Origin of the sequence: Gordonia malaquae (assembly GCF_037148075.1) — a bacterium.
GTDB lineage: Bacteria > Actinomycetota > Actinomycetes > Mycobacteriales > Mycobacteriaceae > Gordonia > Gordonia malaquae.
Map to the genome: position 1 here is coordinate 179,150 of NZ_JBBCUB010000003.1, position 20,595 is coordinate 199,744.

Annotated in this window: 16 protein-coding genes and 1 tRNA gene; 10 read left to right on the forward strand and 7 right to left on the reverse strand. The window is 66.6% G+C overall.

What is annotated here, in order from left to right; all coding sequences use genetic code 11:
- Positions 1 to 4: 4 nt before the first annotated feature.
- On the reverse strand, positions 5 to 451 hold the full coding sequence (locus WFK36_RS12855) for a hypothetical protein (protein WP_336792136.1): 447 nt from the start codon (positions 449 to 451) through the stop codon (positions 5 to 7).
- Positions 452 to 558: 107 nt separating this feature from the next.
- On the opposite strand from WFK36_RS12855, the gene WFK36_RS12860 reads away from it, so the two are divergent.
- The 3 genes from WFK36_RS12860 (at position 559) to WFK36_RS12870 (ending at position 2,367) form a co-directional block, all read left to right on the forward strand.
- A tRNA-Arg gene (locus WFK36_RS12860) sits at positions 559 to 631 on the forward strand.
- Between the two features lie 28 nt (positions 632 to 659).
- Positions 660 to 1,118 carry an HNH endonuclease gene (locus WFK36_RS12865; RefSeq protein ID WP_336792138.1) on the forward strand — a complete coding sequence of 153 codons (459 nt, stop codon included), beginning with the start codon at positions 660 to 662 and terminating at the stop codon, positions 1,116 to 1,118.
- A gap of 40 nt (positions 1,119 to 1,158) precedes the next feature.
- Positions 1,159 to 2,367: an RtcB family protein gene (locus WFK36_RS12870; protein ID WP_336792139.1), complete on the forward strand. Its 1,209-nt coding sequence runs from the start codon at positions 1,159 to 1,161 to the stop codon at positions 2,365 to 2,367.
- A 99-nt stretch (positions 2,368 to 2,466) separates the two neighbouring features.
- On the opposite strand, the gene leuS is transcribed toward WFK36_RS12870, so the two are convergent.
- Positions 2,467 to 5,334, reverse strand: a complete 2,868-nt coding sequence (gene leuS / locus WFK36_RS12875; protein ID WP_336792141.1) for a leucine--tRNA ligase — start codon at positions 5,332 to 5,334, stop codon at positions 2,467 to 2,469.
- Between the two features lie 98 nt (positions 5,335 to 5,432).
- Between leuS and WFK36_RS12880 the strand changes: the two genes are divergently transcribed.
- Together WFK36_RS12880 and WFK36_RS12885 are read left to right on the forward strand one after the other, a co-directional pair.
- Positions 5,433 to 6,005 carry an SdpI family protein gene (locus tag WFK36_RS12880; RefSeq protein ID WP_336792142.1) on the forward strand — a complete coding sequence of 191 codons (573 nt, stop codon included), beginning with the start codon at positions 5,433 to 5,435 and terminating at the stop codon, positions 6,003 to 6,005.
- A 5-nt stretch (positions 6,006 to 6,010) separates the two neighbouring features.
- Positions 6,011 to 7,003, forward strand: coding sequence for a bile acid:sodium symporter family protein (locus WFK36_RS12885; RefSeq protein WP_008381405.1), 993 nt, complete (start codon positions 6,011 to 6,013; stop codon positions 7,001 to 7,003).
- Here the strand turns inward: WFK36_RS12885 and WFK36_RS12890 are convergent.
- Both WFK36_RS12890 and WFK36_RS12895 read right to left on the reverse strand, forming a co-directional pair.
- Positions 6,991 to 7,605, reverse strand: a complete 615-nt coding sequence (locus WFK36_RS12890; protein WP_336792143.1) for a DedA family protein — start codon at positions 7,603 to 7,605, stop codon at positions 6,991 to 6,993. The genes WFK36_RS12885 and WFK36_RS12890 overlap by 13 nt on opposite strands.
- Before the next feature lie 22 nt (positions 7,606 to 7,627).
- On the reverse strand, positions 7,628 to 8,221 hold the full coding sequence (locus WFK36_RS12895) for a YqgE/AlgH family protein (protein ID WP_008381409.1): 594 nt from the start codon (positions 8,219 to 8,221) through the stop codon (positions 7,628 to 7,630).
- Positions 8,222 to 8,368: 147 nt separating this feature from the next.
- Here WFK36_RS12895 and WFK36_RS12900 point away from each other — a divergent pair, with 147 nt between their 5' ends.
- Complete coding sequence (locus WFK36_RS12900) at positions 8,369 to 9,667, forward strand: MFS transporter (protein ID WP_336792144.1); 1,299 nt, start codon at positions 8,369 to 8,371, stop codon at positions 9,665 to 9,667.
- 13 nt (positions 9,668 to 9,680) lie between these two features.
- Here the strand turns inward: WFK36_RS12900 and WFK36_RS12905 are convergent, their stop codons facing one another.
- The 3 genes from WFK36_RS12905 to WFK36_RS12915 form a co-directional block, all read right to left on the reverse strand.
- Positions 9,681 to 10,073, reverse strand: a complete 393-nt coding sequence (locus WFK36_RS12905) for a hypothetical protein (protein ID WP_336792145.1) — start codon at positions 10,071 to 10,073, stop codon at positions 9,681 to 9,683.
- Positions 10,074 to 10,137: 64 nt separating this feature from the next.
- Positions 10,138 to 11,229 (reverse strand): aminotransferase class V-fold PLP-dependent enzyme, encoded by a 1,092-nt coding sequence (locus WFK36_RS12910; RefSeq protein ID WP_008381420.1) that lies wholly within the window; start codon positions 11,227 to 11,229, stop codon positions 10,138 to 10,140.
- A 115-nt stretch (positions 11,230 to 11,344) separates the two neighbouring features.
- Positions 11,345 to 12,823, reverse strand: coding sequence for a CCA tRNA nucleotidyltransferase (locus WFK36_RS12915; RefSeq protein WP_336792146.1), 1,479 nt, complete (start codon positions 12,821 to 12,823; stop codon positions 11,345 to 11,347).
- 88 nt (positions 12,824 to 12,911) lie between these two features.
- Here WFK36_RS12915 and WFK36_RS12920 point away from each other — a divergent pair, with 88 nt between their 5' ends.
- From WFK36_RS12920 to WFK36_RS12935, 4 genes are read left to right on the forward strand one after another with little or no spacing between them, the layout of a single operon-like run.
- Positions 12,912 to 13,886: an NUDIX hydrolase gene (locus WFK36_RS12920; RefSeq protein ID WP_336792148.1), complete on the forward strand. Its 975-nt coding sequence runs from the start codon at positions 12,912 to 12,914 to the stop codon at positions 13,884 to 13,886.
- Positions 13,876 to 16,428 carry a DUF6049 family protein gene (locus WFK36_RS12925; protein WP_336792150.1) on the forward strand — a complete coding sequence of 851 codons (2,553 nt, stop codon included), beginning with the start codon at positions 13,876 to 13,878 and terminating at the stop codon, positions 16,426 to 16,428. The genes WFK36_RS12920 and WFK36_RS12925 overlap by 11 nt, the downstream gene beginning before the upstream one ends.
- Complete coding sequence (gene murJ, locus WFK36_RS12930; RefSeq protein ID WP_336792152.1) at positions 16,425 to 19,982, forward strand: murein biosynthesis integral membrane protein MurJ; 3,558 nt, start codon at positions 16,425 to 16,427, stop codon at positions 19,980 to 19,982. Before WFK36_RS12925 ends, murJ begins: the two co-directional genes overlap by 4 nt.
- Before the next feature lie 2 nt (positions 19,983 to 19,984).
- A complete protein-coding gene (locus WFK36_RS12935) occupies positions 19,985 to 20,593 on the forward strand; it encodes a DNA-3-methyladenine glycosylase I (protein WP_336792154.1) in 609 nt (202 codons plus the stop codon).
- Positions 20,594 to 20,595 lie beyond the last annotated feature (2 nt).

Below are 20,595 nucleotides of genomic sequence, written 5' to 3' on the forward strand. Positions count from 1 at the left end.
ACGACTACGCCCCGGCGCTGGAAGCGATCCGGGGCGTGAAAGATGTATGGGGTGCGACGGTGACGAATTCGCGACCTTGTGCAGACAGGGCGGCCGACAGCAGGTCGGCGGCGGGATGTGAATCGGTGACGATGCGGGTGACGGTCTGATCGGCGAGGAGTCGTTTGAGGACTGTCGACGAGTCGTCTTCTCGACATGTCTCGTCGATCCGCATTCCGCGGGAAAAGGCCCATTCCTTGAGCTCGCTCGCACTGCGCGGGTCACTCAGATAGAGCGCCGTCCGAGCCGGCCGCGTCGACTGTGAAACGGGCGTGTCGGAGACGTCGACCAGGATCAGGCGTCCCACTTTCCGCGCAGGGTGAGGCAACGTCCCGTTCTTGAACCAGCGTTGCGCGGTCTTCGTGGAGATCCCCTGCGTCTGCGCGTACTGGGTGAGGTTCATCGTCGCCACGAAGAGACAGTGTCCAGCCGATGTACGTCCGAAGTCAATTCATATCCGGTCAATAAAAGACTTGACCGGACTTTAGCGGACCCTTAGCGTTCTCCACGTCATACAACGTCTTCCTAGCTCAGTGGATAGAGCGTCCGGCTACGAACCGGAAGGTCAGGGGTTCAAATCCCTTGGAGGACACGCGAAGCGGGAAGAGGCTCGGGCAGTCATGGTCATTGAGGCGATAGATCGAATACCCGTCGTGGTCCGCAATGCGGACAACGCCGTGCTCCACTGTCGACCTTTTCGCGAGATCGTCGGGCACCTGCTCGAAGGAAAGGTGTGGGTGGTCGCGAACTTCGACCCTCCGGTCATCGCACACGCGGTGTCCATGCAGATCGAGGTTCCGCGGGAGGTGATCCTTCGCGACTACGTGTACCGCCCGTACGTGGAGGTGGATCGTACGACGCGCGAGAAGATCCTGCGTCGGGACCGCCATCTCTGCGGCTACTGCGGCCTGCACGCGAACACGTGGGATCACGTGATGCCGCAGTCCCGCGGCGGCGGGAACACCTGGTTCAACTGCATCGCAGCATGCGGACCGTGCAATTGGGACAAGGGCGATCGCACCCCGGAAGAGGCGGGCCTCCGCCTGCTCTGGGAGCCCTACCGTCCCGCCTGGGCGTGATGCCCATTGAGAGAAGAACATTGTTGAGAGGAGGGGACTCATGAACGAGTACCCCGTCGCGCTTCCCGGAGCGCGGGCCGACACGCTGATGTGGGCCGAACCGGGAGAGATCGAACCTGCAGCGCTGGACCAGCTCCGGAACATCTCCAAGCTCCCCTGGGTGGAGAAGCTGCGTGTGATGCCGGACGTGCACCTCGGCAAGGGTGCAACCGTCGGTTCGGTGATCGCGATGCGCGACGCCGTCGCGCCTGCCGCTGTCGGTGTCGACATCGGCTGCGGCATGGCCGCCGTCCAGACCGATCTGACAATGGACGATCTGCCGGACAGCCTCGCACCTCTGCGTGCGGGCATCGAGCAGGCCGTGCCCGTCGGCTTCAACGCCCACAACGGCGTCACCGACGTGCTGCGGAAGCAGTGGCCGCTGAAGCGCGAGGCCGATCGCCTCTTCGGATCGTTCGACGCGCTCCGTGCGCCGAAGATCGCCGAGCGTGAAGGTCGCATGCGCGTACAGTGTGGATCGCTGGGCGGGGGCAATCATTTCATCGAAGTGTGCGCGGACGACGACGGCAGCATCTGGCTGATGCTTCACTCCGGCTCCCGCAACATCGGCAACGAACTCGCGCGTCGGCACATCGAGACCGCTCGAACCCTCGAGCACAATCTCGGTCTGCCGGACCGCGACCTCGCCGTGTTCCTCGCGGGGACCGACGAGATGTCCGCCTACCTGCACGATCTGTACTGGGCGCAGGATTACGCCCGGCTCAACCGAGCGGCGATGATGGCCCTGGTCAAGGCTGTCGTCGTCGAACACTTCCCGCAGGTGACGTTCCGGTCGGAGGTGCAGTGCCACCACAACTACGTCGCGGAGGAGACCTACGACGGCGTGGACGTGATCGTCACCCGCAAGGGCGCGATTCGCGCGGGTTCTGGCGACCTCGGGCTGATTCCGGGCTCCATGGGAACCGGATCGTTCGTCGTCCGTGGTCTCGGCAACGAACAAGGCCTGTGCTCGGCGTCTCACGGTGCCGGTCGTCGTATGTCGCGGACCAAGGCGAAGAAGACGTTCACCGTCGACGACCTCGCCGCGCAGACGGTTGGAGTCGAATGCCGCAAGGACCGCGGGGTGCTCGACGAGATCCCGGGCGCCTACAAGGACCTCCAGCAGGTGATCGACGCCCAGACCACCGGGCCGTCACCGTTGGTCGAGGTGGTCGCCCGCCTCACCACGCTGATGTGCGTCAAAGGCTGAGCGCCCGCTGCAAGACGCAAAAGTCAGTACTCAGACGCGACACCGAGCGCAACATATGCCCTCGAGTCTCGATCTGAGTACTGACTTTTGACGTAGCTACTACGGGATGATGTTCACCATGCGGCCGGGAACGTAGATCACCTTGCGCGGTTCGCCGTCGAGCAGCGCCGCGATCTTCTCGTCGGCCAGCGCGGCAGCGACGACGGTGGCCTCGTCGGCGTCGGCGGCAACCGTCACTCGACTCCGGACCTTGCCCTTGACCTGGACCGGGATCTCGACGCTGTCGTCCACGAGGAACTGCTCGTCGACCTCGGGGAACGGTCCGTGCGCCAACGATCCCTCGTGGCCGAGGCGTCCCCAGAGCTCTTCGGCGAGGTGCGGAGCGAGGGGAGCGAGCATCAGCACGACTGCCTCCACGGCCGCTCGCGGTGCGCCCTTCGGGTACGCCTTCGTCAGGTGGTTGGTCAGCTCGATGAGCTTGGCGACTGCCGTGTTGGTCCGCAGGTTCGCGAAGTCGTCACGAACACCATCGGCAGTCCGGTTGACGGCCTTCAGGGTGTCCACGTCGGCCTCGTCGTCGGTGACGCGGACCTCGCCGGACTCCTCGTCGACGACCAGACGCCACACACGCTGCAGGAAGCGCTGCGCGCCGACAACGTCCTTCGTCGCCCACGGACGCGACTGGTCGAGCGGACCCATCGACATCTCGTAGACGCGGAGGGTGTCGGCGCCGTAGTCGCGGCAGATGTCGTCGGGAGCCACGGAGTTCTTGAGCGACTTGCCCATCTTCCCGTACTCCTGTTTGACCTCTTCATCCTGGTAGAAGAACTTCCCGTCCTTCTCCACGACCTCTTCGGCAGGCACGTAGACGCCACGCGAATCGGTGTACGCGAACGCCTGGATCATGCCCTGGTTGAACAGGCGACGGTACGGTTCCACGCTGGTCACGTATCCGAGGTCGAACAGCACCTTGTGCCAGAAGCGCGAGTACAGCAGGTGCAGGACCGCGTGCTCCATGCCGCCGATGTACAGGTCCAGACCGCCGGGGTCGTTCGGCCCGTGCAGGGCCGGACGCGGACCCATCCAATACGCCTCGTTCTCCTTGGCGCAGAGGGTCTCGTCGTTGGTCGGGTCGATGTAGCGCAGCTGGTACCAGGAGCTGCCCGCCCACTGCGGCATCACGTTGGTGTCTCGCGTGTACGTCTGCACGCCGTCGCCGAGGTCCAGCTCGACGCTCACCCAGTCGGTGGCCTTCGCCAGCGGGGGAGACGGCTCACTGTCGGCGTCGTTCGGGTCGAACGCGACGGGCGCGTAGTCGGCCACCTCGGGCAGCTCGATCGGCAGCATCGACTCCGGCAACGCGTGCGGAGCGCCGTCGGCGTCGTACACGATGGGAAACGGCTCACCCCAGTAGCGCTGACGGGCGAAGAGCCAATCCCGCAGCTTGTACTGAATGGTTCCGGTACCCGTGCCCTCTGCTTCCAGTCGTTCGATGATCGCGGCCTTCGCGTCGGCCACGTTCAGGCCGTTCAGGAAGTCGGAGTTCACCAACGGTCCGTCACCGGTGTACGCCGCCTCGGCGATGCCGTCGTCCGAGCCGATCACTTCGAGCAGCGGGAGGCCGAAGGCGGTCGCGAACTCGTAGTCGCGGGTGTCGTGCGCCGGCACCGCCATGATGGCGCCGGTGCCGTAGCCGATCAGGACGTAGTCGGCGATGAAGACCGGCACCTGCGCACCGTTCACGGGGTTGGTGGCGTACGTACCGGTGAAGACGCCGGTCTTCTCCTTGTTCTCTTGGCGCTCGACGTCGCTCTTGGCCGCGATCGACGCGCGGTACGCGGCGACGGCATCAGCGGGAGTGGCCGCACCGGCGGTCCAGCGAGCATCCACACCGTCGGGCCATACGTCGGCGACCAGCGCGTCGACCAGCTCGTGCTCGGGCGCCAGGACCATGTAGCTGGCGCCGAACAGCGTGTCGGGACGCGTGGTGAACACCTCGATCGGCGAACCGACGGCGGTTGCGAACTTCACCTGCGCGCCGCGCGACCGGCCGATCCAGTTGCGCTGCATCGTCTTGACCTTCTCCGGCCAGTCGAGCAGGTCGAGGTCGTCGATCAGGCGATCCGAGTACGCGGTGATCCGCATCATCCACTGGCGGAGGTTCTTGCGGAAGACGGGGAAGTTGCCGCGCTCGGACTTGCCGTCGGCGGTCACCTCCTCGTTCGCGAGCACAGTGCCGAGCCCGGGGCACCAGTTGACGAGCGAGTTGCTCACATACACGAGGCGGTACGAGTCGATGACGTCGTTCCGTTCGGCGACCGACAACGCAGACCATGCGCGTCCGTCATCCAGCGTCCGTGCGCCCGAAGCGAACTCGTCGACGAGCTCAGAGATCGGGCGGGCCTTGCCCTGCGAGGCGTCGAACCAGGCGTTGTAGATCTGCAGGAAGATCCACTGAGTCCAGCGGTAGAACTCGACATCGGTGGTGGCGACTCGGCGTCGCTCGTCATGCCCGAGGCCGAGACGCCGGATCTGTCCGAGGTACCGCTCGATGTTCGCCTCGGTGGTGGTGCGCGGGTGTGTGCCGGTCTGCACCGCGTACTGCTCGGCCGGCAGACCGAACGAGTCGAAACCCATCGTGTGCAGGACGTTCTTCCCGGTCATCCGCTGGAACCGGGCGAAGACGTCCGTGCCGATGAAGCCGAGTGGATGGCCGACGTGAAGTCCCGCACCCGACGGATACGGGAACATGTCCTGCACGAACAGCTTGTCGTCGGCGTCGGCACCGGCGCCGTCGAACGCGCTGAAGTCGCCCGCTAGCGGCCCGACCGGGTTCGGTGCGTGGAAGGTGCCGTCGGTCGCCCAACGCTCCTGCCAGCGCGACTCGATCTCACCGGCCGTTGCGGCGGTGTACCGATGCCCGGGAACAGACTCGGCGGGACGATGCGAAGAATCAGCGGAGGTCACCCCACCAGGGTAAATCGTCGCTGTTCGACGCCCAAAAGCACGGTTGCCGTCGTCACACGATTCGAAACGGGAACGAGGTCGGTCGTACAGTTGGTTCTGTGCACATCTTGTCCGTCGTCACCGCCGTTCTCGCGCTCGTGCTCGCAGTGTTCTGGGCAGGCGTCGGCACGGCCGGCTTGCTCGGCGCGCTCAAGCGCAATCGGTGGATCGGAGTCCGATCCGATGAGACGATGCGCTCCGCCGAAGCATTCACCGCAGGCAACAAGGCGGCCTCGCCTGGTTTCCTCTTCACCGCACTGATTCTCGCGATCGGCGGTGTGCTCGGATTCTCCGGCGACCTCGGCTTCCTGTTCGCGATCGTCGCCATCGTCGCCGGTTTCGGAATCGCGGTCCTCGCCGCCGGATTCGGTGTCCGAGTGGCCGCGGCAGTCCCCGAGCCGGAGAACGAGGGCGGATGCAGCTCGGGCTGCTGCTCAGGTGAGACCACCGACTCGGCCGACCACGGACACGGCGACGACCCGGCCTCTGACTGCGGTACCAGCTCGTGCGGCTCGTGTGCACTGCAGGGCATGTGCACCACCGACGACGCCGTGGCAGATCGGCCCGCTCACTCCGCTCCCGGCGCCGTGACAGATCGGCCCGCTCACTCCGCTCCCGGCGCCGTGCACTGATCAGTATGCGCAAGCTACTCGAGAAGTCGCCGATCGACGGTTTCATCCTCTCGATCTTCGCCGCGGTCGTCGTCGCCGCAGTCCTCCCGGCAAGCGGAGTGTTCGCCGAAGTGATGGACTGGGTCGTCACCTGCCTGATCGCACTCCTGTTCTTCCTGTACGGCACCCGGCTGTCGCCCCGCGAGGCGCTCGACGGTCTCACTCACTGGCGTCTGCACACCACGATCCTGGCCTTCACATTTGTGCTGTTCCCGATCGTCGGACTGCTGCTGAAGCCCGTCCTGACCCCGATGATCGGCTCCGACCTGGCCGCCGGTTTCCTCTACCTCACGCTTGTTCCGTCGACCGTGCAGTCGTCGATCGCGTTCACCTCGATCGCCCGCGGCAACGTGGCCGGCGCCATCGTCAGCGCATCGGCGTCCAACCTGATCGGCGTCGTCTTGACCCCGGCGCTGGTCGTGCTGACGATGAGCTCCACCGCCGGTGTTCACATCAGCGGAGACTCGATCCTGAAGATCTGTCTGCAGATCCTCGTCCCATTCATCGTCGGGCAGCTCGCGCGACCGCTGGTGAGCCCGTTCTTGAAGAAGTACGCCGAGCCTACGAAGTACGTCGACCGCGGCTCGATCGTCTTGGTGGTCTACGTCGCGTTCAGCGAGGGCGTGCAGTCGGGGCTGTGGAGCAGTGTCACCGCGTTCGAAGTGATCATGGTTGCGGTGGTGTCGCTGGTCCTGGTCTGCGTGATGCTCGCTTTGACGTGGTTCGTCCCGCGCCGGATGGGCTTCGACCGGGCCGACTCGATTGCGATCCAGTTCTGCGGGACCAAGAAGAGCCTCGCGACCGGCCTCCCCCTGGCGAGTGTCATGTTCAGTGGATCGATCGTCGGTTTCATGGTGCTGCCGTTGATGATCTTCCACCAGATCCAGCTGGTCCTCTGCGCCTGGCTGTCGGCCCGCTACGGCCGTGACGCTCCCGCGCAGGAGACTCAGGTCGCCTGAGTCTGGCGGATCCGCCGGTAGATCAGGAACGCCAACGACAGCAGTCCGACGCCGATCGCGACCATCAGTGCAACGTCGGCGCCGAGCGTGGCTCCGACCGCCCACGAGATCAGCAGGACGGTCGCCGTCCAACTGACCGCTCCGATGGCACTGGCTATCGCGAACCGCCGGAACGGCATCCGACGGGCGCCTGCGACCAGCGGGATCAGACTTCTGACGAATCCGATCCAGCGTGCGGACGCGACTGCGACGATCGCGTCACCCGGACTCGGCGCCTGTTGTCGTGCCCGGATCATGCGCCGTGTCATCCGGCGACCCAACCGCGTGGCGCTCAATCGAGGACCGAATCCTCGTCCCACCCAGTAGCCAGTCCAGTCGCCTGCGATGGCGGCCAGCGCGCTCAACACGATGAGGACGCCGATGTGCGCGGATCCGATCGAGGCGACGACCCCCGCCGCGATCAGCACGCCTTCGCTCGGCACCACAACACCCACGACGACGACCGACGTTTCGATGTAGACAACTCCCGCGGTGATCACGTACACCGCCCACGCGGGTGCCGCGTCGATCCACGACGTCAACTGATCGGTCAGGAAGTGCATTCTGGTGTCAACCGCGAGGCGGTCAGTTGTCTTCCGGGCGCAGGGGATACGTGGACAGCAGCGGCAGCGGCCACGGCTGTCGCTGCAGCACTCGCTGCCAGATGTCGACCGAGGGCTCCGACAACAGATCGGTCGGGAGTCCCGGAGCCACGATCCAGCTGCTCTCGGCGAGCTCGTCGTCCAACTGCCCGGCCTCCCACCCCGCATATCCGGCGAAGATCCGGACACCGGTGAGCACGGTCGCCATCTCCTCCGGGTCTGCGTCGAGGTCGACCATCGCGACCGGCCCGAGCACCTGGTGGAGTTTGGGCTGCTTGGCGACGTCGACGCCGGCTTTCGCCACGCCGAGGCACAGCGCCGACGACGTTCCCACCGGTCCGCCGACGAAGACAGCGCGCGGACTGGCCGCCAGGTCGGCCCAGCGGGGGAGGATGTTGTGGACCGCGGCGTCGCTCATCCGGTTCAGGACGACGCCGAGCGTGCCCTGCTCGTCGTGCTCGATCACATAAACGACGGTCCGCACGAACGTCTCACCCGACAACGCTGTGGACGCGATCAGAAGCGCCCCGGGAGCCACCTCGGGTCGATCGTGAATGAACTCACCGCCGGACACCATCCCATCATGACACCAGATGGCCCGGTGTGGACGTGACGCGGCCACGACGTTGCCCGAATCGAGTCGTTCACGACAGGCCTGCGAATCATTCATGTGACGTGCGCCGACCGTGCGATCCGCGTTGTCTTCCGTCGGTAGGATCAAGAGGTGAGCTTCTGGTCGCAGGTCAAGTCCCCGGGCCTGCTTCGCCTGCTCGGAGTCAGGGTGTTGAGCCAGCTCAGCGACGGCGCGTTTCAGGCGGCGCTCGCGTTCTCGATCTTGTTCAACCCGGATCGGCACACCGACCCGATCGCGATCGCCGCCGGATTCGCCGTTCTTCTTCTTCCGTACTCGGTTCTCGGTCCGTTCGCGGGTGCACTCCTCGACCATTGGGACAGGCGCCGCGTCCTGGTCTGGGTGAACGTCTTGCGGGCCCTCGCGGTCGTTCTCGTGGCCATCACGATGAGCGCCAATGTCCCCGACACGGCTGTCCTCCTAGCGGCCCTGGTGGTGACCGGATGCAGTCGCTTCGTCGCGTCGGGTCTGTCCGCCGGACTGCCCCATGTGGCGCCCGCGTCGGTGATCATCGAGATGAACGCCGTCTTCACCACGCTCGGCGCAGCGATGCTCGCCGCGGGCGCAGCCGTGTCGACGGTGCTGAGGGCGGTTTTCGGCGCCGACAACGCCGGATCAGGCGCCACCCTTCTGTCCGGAGCTGTGTTCGCTCTCTGTTCCGGTCTGCTCGCCGCGACCTTCGCCCCCAAGCGTCTCGGACCCGACCGGCCCGACGGCGCGGGGCACTCTGCGCTGTACTCGATGGGTCGTGGGCTCTCCCACGGCATCCGCGCCGTGGCCGACCATCCCAGCGTCGCCGTGGTCCTCGGCGCCATCGGCGTCCACCGCATCATCTTCGGCATGAACACGTTGATGTTCCTGCTGATCGTCCGCAACTTCGACCTCGGTTGGCCGCTGTTCACCAACGTCCGTGCGATGGCCGCGATCGGCGCCGCGGTCGCACTCGGCGCGCTGATCGCCGCCGTCTCGACACCGTGGTCGGTCCACCACTTCGGACGACGCCGCACCATCGCGTGTGCACTCGTCGTCGGAGCGCTGGCCGAAGCGCTCATCGGACCGCTGCAGGCGGCGACCGTTCTGCTCAGCGCCGGTCTCCTCGGACTGGCAGGCCAGACGGTCAAGCTGTGCGGCGACGTCGCCATGCAGTGCGACGTGCCCGACTCGTACCGCGGTCAGGTGTTCGCCGTTCAGGACGCACTCTTCAACTCGGCCTTCGTGGCAGCCGCCTTCGTCGCCGCACTGGTGATCCCGGCCAACGGTTTCTCGGTCGGGCTGATCGCGGTGGGGACGCTTCTGTACGTTCTCGGCGCCGCATTCGTCTGGCGGTCGAACCCGGCGGTCGTCGAGGGCCCCGACCCGGCCGCCGTCGAACGAGAACAGCACCTCGTCTGACCTTCCGCCCTTCTCAGTCCATCGGGCGAGAGTCGTCGGCGTACCCGTCCCCGTCCGAGTCGATCAGGACGGTGTCGTCGGAGCCGTCCCCGTCAGTGTCCAGAGCAGATTCTCGCGGCCTCTCGAGCGGTGGCGCAGGCTCGACGGGACGTTCCCAGAGTCCCCTCCCACCGTCGGTGAACACCGATTCGGGGCGACCGTCATCGTCGAGATCGAGCGCCGAGCGGTCGGCGACACCGTCGCCGTCGGAATCCCACATGGCGTCGTCGGTGAAACCGTCACCGTCGAAATCGATGCTCACGGCGTCGAGCAGACCGTCACCGGACAGGTCCAGGTCGGCAGGCGAACGCCACGTCGAGAGCTCGCCGTCGCCGGTTCCGAATCCGTACTCGATGACGGGGTCCATACCAGTTAGACGCACAGACTCCGTCTGAGGTTCCGCCGCCCGCGGCGTGTCGCTTGATCGCCGGTCAGTACCCCATGGTGCGGATGGCGTTGGCGAGATCGTCGAGCTGCTCGCGACGGACGTCGAGATGAGGGGAGACGCGTAGGAACGACCGGTCGCCTGCGAGCGGTGCCCGCCACGGCTCCGCAGCGGTCACCAGAATCCCCGATTGCAGCAGTTTTGCTTTCGCCGCGTGCAGGTCGGACGGTCCCCATCCGGGCGGCGGCGCGAGCGTCACCAGCGCAGACGCCTCGTCGACAGGCTCGACCACCTCCCAGCTGCCGATGCCGTTGAGACGTTCTCGGGTGATGCGGCCGATGGCTGCGAGCTCCGCGTACACGCGGTCCGGGCCGATCTCGACGACCTCGGCGACCGCTTGACCGAGTCCGAGCTGACCCGCGATGAACGACTCCGAGAAGAACACGTCGATGTGCGCGAGCGCGTCGGGCCGGACCGCGACGAAGCCGACCCCGCGTGGGCCGGTCAGCCACTTGCGGGCGGTGCCGTACACCGCGTCCGCGCCGGTCACCGTCGGCACGTGTCCGACGGACTGGGCCATGTCGACGACGACGGGCACACCGGCGTTGTGGGCGACCTCGACGATCTGTTCCACCGGCTGCACCACACCGCTCGCCGAGCCGATGTGGCAGACGTGGATGAAGTCGGGCTGCTCGAACTGCAGCATGTTCTCCAGCGCATCGACGTCGATCCGCCCGTAGACGTCAGCATCGGGCAGCGCCCGGACCGCGAAGTTCCGTCGCTCGAACTCGGCGAGGTTCGGGCCGAACTCGTTCTTCCCGACCCAGACGATCGGCGACATGGGCAACGCCCAGCCGTTGAGCAGGGCGCGCAGCGCCGCCCGAGCGCTGTCGCGGTAGGAGAGCTCTTCCGGGCTGTGCCCGATCAGCGAGGCGATCGCAGCGCGGCTCGCGTCGAGCGCTTCGGCCTGATCGTCGGCGGCGACGTATGCGCCGCGCTCTGCCTCGCGTTGAAGGTGTCGAGTGATCGAGTCGACGGTCGACCGTGATGATCGACCCGCCGACGCCGCGTCCAGATGAGCGAGCGACGGCTCGACTCGCGCTGCATGCCACTGTTCCCCGAGTTCACTGCAGTACATGGCCACGAATCTACCCTCGGCGCTGATCCGGCGAGCACGACGACGATCACAGCCCGGGAAACTATCCGAAGCGAGGTCTCTGGCAGAGTCGGACGGCTCAACGGCGCCGCGCCGATCAGCGAGCCGAGCGCTCCGCCCACCAGGCCCGGAGCGCCGCTTCGGCGTCATCGTGGCTCATCGGACCGGCGTCGAGCCGCAATTCCTTGAGGTACCGCCACGCTTCGCCGACGAGGGGACCCGGAGGGAGACCGAGGAGCTCCATGATCGCGTTGCCGTCCAGATCGGGACGGACCCGATCGAGGTCCTCCGCCTCCTTGAGGACAGCGATGCGCTGTTCCAACTCGTCGTATGTCTCCTGCAGCTTCCGGGCGCGCCGACGATTCCGGGTGGTGCAGTCCGCGCGCACCAGCTTGTGCAGTCGGTCGAGCAGGGGACCTGCGTCGGCGACGTAGCGGCGGACCGCGGAATCTGTCCACCGTCCGTCGCCGTACCCGTGGAAGCGCAGGTGCAGAAACACCAACTGCGACACCTCGTCGACGATCGCCTTCGGGTACTTGAGGGCACGCATGCGCTTGCGGACCATCTTCGCGCCGACCACTTCATGGTGGTGGAAGCTGACGCCGCCGCCGTCCTCGTGACGCCTGGTGGCAGGCTTTCCGATGTCGTGGAGGAGCGCCGCCCACCGCAGCACGAGGTCCGGGTCGCCCGTCTCCAGGTCGACAGCCTGCTTCAACACCGTCAACGAGTGCTGGTAGACGTCCTTGTGCTGGTGATGCTCGTCGATCGTCAGCTTCATTCCGGGGATCTCCGGGAGCACCCGGTCGGCGAGCCCGGACTCCACGAGCAGGTCGACTCCGTCGAGGGGGAACTCTCCGAGGATCATCTTGTCGAGTTCCACCCGGACACGTTCGACGGTGATCCGATCGATCTGTTCCGCCATCTCACGAGTCGCGTCGAGGACCCGGTCGGCGAGCGCGAATCCGAGTTGTGACACGAATCGAACACCGCGCAGCATGCGGAGCGGGTCGTCATTGAACGAGTTCTCGGGCGCAGACGGAGTGTCGATGACACCCGCGAGCAGATCGCTCATGCCGTCGAGAGGATCGCAGAACTCCTGGGAGCCGTCCGGCAGAAGGCGCACGGCCATCGCGTTCACCCGGAAGTCACGCCGGATCAGGTCGCCGTCGAGCGTGTCGCCGAAGGTGACGATCGGGTTTCGACTCACCTGGTCATACATATCGGATCGGAACGTGGTGATCTCGACCATGTGATCGTCGAACTGTGCGCTGACGGTCCCGAAATCGATGCCGGTGTCCCAGACCGCAGGCGCCCAGCCGCGGAGGATCTCGCTGATCACATCCGGTCTGGCGTCTGTCGTGAAGTCGAGATCGTTGCCCAGCCTCCCGAGCACCGCGTCTCGCACCGAGCCTCCGACCAGGTACAACTCGTGTCCACGGTCGGCGAACCGGGCCGCCAGCGGGGTCACGACGTCGCTCAGGGAGGAAAGGGTGACACTCGCCGCTGCAAGGAGGCGGGTACGACGTTCGGCGCGAGCGTCGTCCCTCGCGCCACCGCTCTGCGCACTGCCGGTCATGGGATGCAAGACTACCGACCCCGACATGCGGCTCGCGCGGTCAGCCTTCGATAGCTAACAGACGGTAACGAACGGCTAGCATCGGAGTGTGTCTGCCGAACCATCACTGCACCATACGGACGTCGCCTCCGACGCTCCGTCGGGCAGTGGTGCCGCAGACAAGGCGACGAGCGGCGGTCCGGATCAGCCACAGCGCAACCGTCGTAACCGTCGCGGTCGACGCCGCCGCGGACGCCGCTCCGGCAGGCCCGCCGACGCCGCCAAGGTCGATGAGGCGACTCAGGACGACCGATCGGCTCCTGACAGCACCCCGAAACCATCCGACCTCGCTGCGCGCTCCCGACGAGGCAACTCGTCCTCGTCGAACGCCGACAAGAACTCTCCCGCGTCGATGCCGCGCACCAAACGTCGCGGTGGACGCCGCGCACCTGAACCGGAACCGTCGCCCAAACTGCGGACCGTCCGGGAGACGTCGGCGGGAGGTCTGGTGCTCGCCGACCTCGACGCGCCTTTCGACGACATGACGGCCGCACTCATCGGTCGGGTGGACCGTCGAGGCCGAACGATGTGGTCCCTGCCCAAGGGGCACATCGAGACGGGCGAGACGGCCGAGCAGACCGCCATGCGCGAGGTGGCCGAGGAGACGGGCATCTCCGGGACCATCGTCGCACCGCTGGGCAAGATCGACTACTGGTTCGTCAGTGAAGGCCGACGCATCCACAAGACCGTCCATCATTACCTTCTGCGGTTCACCGGCGGCGAACTCTCCGACGAGGACTACGAGGTGAGTGAGGTCGCGTGGGTGCCGCTCAGCGAATTGCCACGGAAGCTCACGTATTCTGACGAGCGACGTCTCGCACGGATGGCCGAATCGGTGATTGCCGATCTCCGCAGCGACCCCAGCCGGTTGGCGCAGTCGGAGGCCTCCTGCATCCGTACCGAACCGAACGACTATGAGAAAGCCGCAGCCGCCCGCAATCAGCGCCGAAACGAACCGCCGCCCCCGGTCAAAGCCCGGCGGCGCAGGCGGCGACCGCGGCGCCCGGCCAACGGTGACTCGTAGCCGCGCGGGGCGCGGGGCGCGGCTGACGGCGTTCGCCGCCGCAGTGTTCCTGATCGTCGGATTCGTTCTGGTCGCCGGCGGCGTCGGGCCTGCAGCAGCCGAACCGGACGGCGGCCCCAACACTCACTACGCGTCTGTGGCCCTCACCGAGGTGACTCCGTCGACCGTCACCGGGAGCACGGGACACACGGTCACTGTGCGCGGACGGGTGACCAACACCTTCGACCGTCCGATCCGCGACGTGATCGTCCGACTCCAGAGGGCGTCCGCCGCCACCTCGACGGATCTGCGCACAGTGCTCGACGCCGACCCGTCCGTCTACGAGACCTCGACGTCGTTCACAGACGTCGTCAAGGAACTCGCACCGCGGCAGAGTGCCGACTTCACCGTGTCGGTGCCGCTCTCGACCGGCGGGCTGGCGATCACGAAGGCGGGCGTCTACCCGCTGTTGGTCAATGTGAACGGAACCCCGGACTACGGCGGCCAGGCGCGCATCGCCGACTCCCGCACCCTGTTGCCCGTGTTGTCGCTTCCGGCGGACCGCACCCGGGCCGAACAGTGGACGGAGCCGGGGTCGGGCGCCGACGTCGATCCTCTTCTGGGACGTGACGGGTCCATCGCCGCGGACGACTCGAGCCCGACGGCGTTCACGTTCCTGTGGCCGTTGGCCGCACCTCCCCAGCAGGCCGCGGGAACCCTCGGCGGAGACACCGCCGACATGCGCCTCACCAGCGACGCCATGGCCGCTTCGCTCGAACCGGGCGGGCGTCTGGGGCAGTCGTTGAAGGCGCTCGAGTCGATCGTCGGCGTCTCCGACAACGGTGACCCGAAACCGGCCGAGGCCGACGACCGCGTTCGCAGCGCCATCTGCATCGCCGTCGACCCCGACCTGCTCGTGACTGTGAAGGGGATGGCGTCCGGGTACGTCGTCACCGACGATCCGGCCGATCCGGCTGCATCCACCCGCAGCGGCGAAGGATCGTCGACTGCGAAGGCGTGGCTTCAGCGACTGTCCAAGGTCGCGTCGTCGATGTGCGTGACGGCACTCCCGTACGCGCAGGCCGGCCTCGACTCACTGCACCGGATCTCCGACGCCGCACTGTCCGACGACGCGATCGCCGGTGGATACGACACCGTCGACGATCTGCTCGGAGTCACTTCGGTCCGCGGTCTCACCGTGCCCGCGGTAGGAACGCTCACCGACCGAGGCCGCACCTTTCTGAGCGGACGTGAGGGCTCAGGCGCGGCCGCAGTGGTCTCGACGTCCGTCGAGCCCGGCCAGAGTGATCGCACCGGCTCATCGATCATCGGCCGATACCGTTCCGACGGATTCGCTCTCCAGACCTACGATGCCGGTGTCAGCAGTGCGCTCGGAGCCGTCGGCGCCCACGCGAGCGTGCCGTCGTACATTCCGGCGTGGCAGCGGGTCGACACGTCCGGCGAGTCGGACGTGTCGCGCAGGCAGACGGCCGCCGCTTCGCTCGCCCTGCCCATGCTCGACGTCCCGACCCGCACCGAAGGTGAGGGCCCGCCCGAGATCACCGAGGTGACAGGTCGCAGCGCGTTCACCGTGCCACCCGTGTACTGGTCGCCGACACCGGCCGACGCACGCGCCATCCTCGACACCGCCGACCTGATGGTCGCCTCCGGGACAGCGAACCCGGTCCCGCTGAAGGACGTCGTGGCTGGACTGGCCGAGGCGAACTCACGTGCCGATCTGGTCGTCCCCGGCGACGTTCCGCAGCTCACTGCCAGCGGCTACCCGCTGTCGTCGAAGGATCTGACGACGGTACAGCGCGACCTCCGCCTCATCGGGCAGCTGGAGGACTCGTTCGCCACCGGTCACGATCTGCCGTTCACTCCCGACGAGTACCTCGATCCGCTTCGGCGCGATCTCCTGCGCGCGGTGTCCACTCCGGCGAGCACGGATCTCACCGTCTACCGAGTCGAACGGCCCCGACGCCTCACCGCGGTCGGCCTCACCCTCAGCCACATCAAACAGTCGGTGTCCCTGCTCGATCCGAGCGGGCGGTACACGCTCGCCTCCGAACGCAGTCCACTGCTGCTGGTGGTCCGCAACGACCTCGCACTGCCTATCAAGGTGCGCCTGGACATCACGGCACCGGACGAGATCAGCGTCGGCGACGTGGGTGTGGTCGAGATCCCCGCCCAGGGCACACGGCAGTTGCAGCTGCCGACCCACGCGTCCAGCTCTCAGCCTGCGACTGTCCGGATCGCACTCGTCACCAGCAACGACGTTCCGCTGAGCACTCCGGTCGACTTGTCCATCTACGCGAACGCCTACGGCAAGCCGCTGTTCTACATCACGATCGCGGCCGGCGTCATCCTGATCCTGCTGACTGCGCGGCGCCTGTGGCACCGGTTCCGCGGCGAGCCCGACCCGGCCGATGAGGATCGGCCCGAACCCGACGAGCACGAACGTGAACTCGCCTCCGCCGGCTACCAGCAGCGTCTGGCCGCCGAGCGTGTCGTGACCGACACCCCGGAGCGCGAGAACCCCGACCCCGGAGAGCGTGCATGACGACCGAGCAGAAGCAAGCAGTCGACACCCCGTCCGACGAGAGCGTGATGCGGACCGGTGGGTCCATCGCAATCGCCACCCTGACAAGCCGCATCACCGGGTTCGTCCGCACGGTCCTCGTGCTGGCGATGCTCGGAGGGGCGGTGTCGTCGGCGTTCCAAGCCGCATACGTGCTGCCGAACATGATCGCCGAAGTCGTGCTCGGCGCAGTGCTGACCGCCATCGTCATCCCCGTGCTGGTGCGCGCCGAGGCTGAGGACGACGACGGAGGCGTCGGGTTCATCAACCGCATCTTCACACTCACGCTCGTCGTGCTCGGTGCGGCTACACTCATCGCGCTCATCGCCGCACCGCTTCTCACCATGTTGAATGTGGGTGACGACGGCAAGGTCGACCGCTCCCTGACCACTGCACTGGCATATCTGCTGCTCCCGGAGATCCTGTTCTACGGCCTCTCTGCCCTGTTCATCGCGATCCTGAACATGAAGGGCCTGTTCAAGCCCGGCGCATGGGCACCGGTTCTGAACAACATCGTCCAGATCACGACGCTGGTTCTCTTCTATCTGATGCCGGGCGAGCTCACCCTCAACCCGGCTCGGATGTCCGACCCCAAATTGCTCGTCCTGGGTGTCGGAACCACGCTCGGCGTTGTGATGCAGGCGGCGATTCTGGTGCCGTACCTGCGGAAGGCGGGTGTGAAGCTGAGCCTCAAGTGGGGCTTGGACGATCGTCTCCGCCGGTTCGGCAACATGGCCGTCGCGATCATCGGTTACGTCCTCGTGCTGCAGGTCGGCCTGGTGATCACCTACCGGATCGCGGCCCACGCATCAGCCTCGGGCATCTCCGTCTACGCCACCCACTGGCAGCTCCTGCAGCTGCCGTACGGCGTGCTCGGCGTGACGATCCTGACCGCGATCATGCCGCGACTCTCCCGCAATGCGGCGGCCGACGACACCGCCGCGGTCGTCGACGACATGTCCCTCGCGACTCGACTCACGATGATCTCGCTGGTACCGGTCGTCGCGTTCATGACGTTCTTCGGGCCTGCCATCGGCATCGCGGTGTTCAACTTCGGCAACTTCGAACAGGACACGGCGTCGCAACTGGGTTCGGTGCTCGCCTGGGGCGCCTTCACTCTCATCCCGTACGCGATGACCCTCGTACAGCTGCGAGTCTTCTACGCCCGTGAGGACGCCTGGACTCCCACCGCGATGGTCCTCGGCATCACCGTCGTCAAGGTCGCGGCGTCGTACCTCGGCCCGGTCCTCTTCGACGATCCGGAACTCGTCGTCCGGTGGTTGTCCCTCTCCAACGGCCTCGGGTACCTGGTCGGAGCGATTGTCGGCCACCTTCTGCTCAAGCGCACCCTCGGCGGGGCGGTGATGACCGATGTGGCCCGCTCGTCGCTGATCACGTTGGGGGTCTCCGTCGTGACCGCCGGAGCAGTGTGGGGGATCGCCGAAGTCACCGGCCTGCATCGCATGTCCACCGAGGCCGGCAAGATCGGGTCGGTCGCGTATCTCGCGATCACCGCGATCGTGGTGCTCGGTGTGGTCTATCTGATGTTGACGGCGCTCAAACTGCCCGACATGGTCGCGATCAGCAACACGGTGATGCGTCTGGTGGGCCGCTTCATCCCGAAGCTGGCACCTGCCCCGGAGCCGGAGGCGGATCGCGATTCGCACACGATGACGGTCCAGTTCCCGCGGATCTCGTCGGACGAATCATTCCCGTACGCTGGGCAAGTAGATGTCCGACGCCGCTTCGACCGTGGCACGGCCACGTGGCAGGAGTACTCCGCGTACTCCGGCGGTGCCGCGGGCGAGACGACCGTCATCCCTGTCATCCGTCCCGGACGTCCGGCGCGCCCGCCGATACGCCCGGCCGCTGGGCCGACGCAGCCTCAACGCCCGCAAGGAGTTCAACCGATGTCCGCATCCGACTCGGACGACGACCGTCGTCCGTCGACGGAGCCGACACGGGCGATGATTCCGAAAGCCGATGTGCCCGCCCAACCGCGCGGGCCGAAGCTGGTGCCCGGTGCCGCCGTCGCGGGTGGACGTTACCGACTGCTCGAGCCGCAGGGCGGCACTCGCGGTCTGGCGTTCTGGCGCGCGAAGGACACCGGACTGGACCGCGAGGTCGGTCTGACGTTTGTCGATCCGCTGCAACAGGCTCCGCCGATCAATCCAGGCGATCGCGATCCGCAGGACGAGGGTCCACAGGCCATCCTTCACCGCACGCGGCGTCTCGGGCAGTTGCACACCGCGGGCGTGGCGCGCGTCCTCGACGTGGTGCGGAGCGCGTCCGGCGGCATCGTCGTCACCGAGTGGGTGAACGGCTCCACACTCGCCGAGGTCGCCGCGACCGCGCCGTCGGCCACGGGTGCCGCACGTGCCGTCCGGGCGCTCGCCGCAGGCGCCGAGGCCGCTCATCGTGCGGGCGCGGTGCTGTCCATCGACCACCCCGACCGCATTCGCATCAGCTCCGACGGCGACGCGGTGTTGGCGTTCCCCGCGATTCTGGCCGATGACGACAGATCGTCTGACGTGCGTGGACTCGGTGCGGTTCTGTACGCGCTCCTACTGAACCGCTGGACACTCGACGGTGAGACAGGCAAGGAGCTGACGACCGCCGCCATCGCACGCGGCCTCGTCGGCGGCATGCGCCTCGCTGACCCCGATCCGCGGAATCCCGGGCAGCCGATAGCGCCGATGCAGGCTCGCCAGGAGATCCCGTTCGAGATCTCGGCGGTCGCTTCGCGTGCTCTCGAAGGCGACCGAGGCATCCGAACTGCCGCCACCGTGCAGCACGTTCTCGACCAGGCGACGGTCGTCGATCTGCAGACCGACATGCTGCCGCGAGTCGAGACGCGAATGCCTCCGGTGTCTGTCGCACCGATCAGCCGGACACGCAAGGAACGGTTGATGGGCGAAGGGCAGGCGGGAAAGCGGAACGTCGCACTGCTCGCGGGCGGCGCCTTGTTCATCCTGTTCGTCATCGTGGCGGTCATCGTCGCCGCAACCAACATGTTCGCCTCGCCCGACGACGAGAACAACCTCGACTCGTTCCTGCCGAACTCGTCGTCGAGTGCGTCGCAGACGCCCGGCACAGACGGCGGATCACCGTTGTCTGTCGCTGCCGTCACTCTGCTGGATGTGTCGGATCAGGACCCGGACTCGTCGAGCAACATCACGAACGTGCTCACCGGTGCATCGCCGGCGTGGAAGACCGACAACTATCGCGGTGCACAGTTCGCCGGTCTCAAAGACGGCCTCGGTCTGATGTTCCGGCTGAAGGCCCCGGGATCGGTCAAGTCCGTCACCATCGAGACGACGACGCCCGGCTTCAGTGTCGAGCTGCGCACAGCATCCCGCAGGCCCTCATCACTCGACGCGACGACCGAGGTCGGGAGCGGAACGGTCGACGCCAGAAAGGTGACGTTGAAGGTCGGGTCCCCGTCGAGCTCCGGTTACTTCATCGTGTGGTTGACGTCGCTCCCGGAGAACGGCAGCGGATATCAAGCCGTCATCAACCGCGTCACCCTGCGCTGACGATGGACGACGGCGCGGTTCTCTGCGACGACGGGCTGTTCCGCACCCCGTGGGGCGCAGTGCCCGGCATGATGCGCGATTACTACGACACCGAGTGGGGCCTCCCGGTGGTCGGGGAGAACGCCTACTTCGAGCGGCTGTCGCTGGAGGGATTTCAGGCAGGACTGTCATGGGCGACGATCCTCCGCAAACGTCCCGCGTTCCGCGAAGTGTTCGCCGACTTCGACGTCGACACGGTCGCAGCCTTCGGGCCCGACGTCGTCGAATCGCTGATGTCGGATGCTCGGATCGTCCGCAATCGGGCCAAGATCGAGGCCACCATCGGTAACGCGCGGGCCACCGTCGGCCTGCGCGACGAGGGAGGGCTCGAAGCCTTCCTGTGGTCGTTCAAGCCTGCGGAGACGCCGTGCCCGATTCGGATGAGCGAGGTCCCGACCACGTCCGATGAATCGGCGAGTATGTCGAAAGCTTTGCGCAAGAAGGGTTTTCGGTTCGTCGGTCCGACAACCATGTACGCACTGATGGAAGCTGTCGGCATTGTCGACACACATCTCGTCGACTCGCACCGCCGAGGCGCGTCCGGGGTCTGGCCGGCTGCTCCCGCTTACTGAGC

Coding starts and splice junctions, on each gene's coding strand:
- WFK36_RS12865 (WP_336792138.1), top strand. CDS start 660: ATGGTCATTGAGGCGATAGATCGAATACCCGTCGTGGTCCGCAATGCG.
- WFK36_RS12870 (WP_336792139.1), top strand. CDS start 1,159: ATGAACGAGTACCCCGTCGCGCTTCCCGGAGCGCGGGCCGACACGCTG.
- WFK36_RS12885 (WP_008381405.1), top strand. CDS start 6,011: ATGCGCAAGCTACTCGAGAAGTCGCCGATCGACGGTTTCATCCTCTCG.
- WFK36_RS12890 (WP_336792143.1), bottom strand. CDS start 7,605: ATGCACTTCCTGACCGATCAGTTGACGTCGTGGATCGACGCGGCACCC.
- WFK36_RS12895 (WP_008381409.1), bottom strand. CDS start 8,221: ATGGTGTCCGGCGGTGAGTTCATTCACGATCGACCCGAGGTGGCTCCC.
- WFK36_RS12905 (WP_336792145.1), bottom strand. CDS start 10,073: ATGGACCCCGTCATCGAGTACGGATTCGGAACCGGCGACGGCGAGCTC.
- WFK36_RS12910 (WP_008381420.1), bottom strand. CDS start 11,229: ATGTACTGCAGTGAACTCGGGGAACAGTGGCATGCAGCGCGAGTCGAG.
- WFK36_RS12915 (WP_336792146.1), bottom strand. CDS start 12,823: ATGACCGGCAGTGCGCAGAGCGGTGGCGCGAGGGACGACGCTCGCGCC.
- murJ (WP_336792152.1), top strand. CDS start 16,425: ATGACGACCGAGCAGAAGCAAGCAGTCGACACCCCGTCCGACGAGAGC.
- WFK36_RS12935 (WP_336792154.1), top strand. CDS start 19,985: ATGGACGACGGCGCGGTTCTCTGCGACGACGGGCTGTTCCGCACCCCG.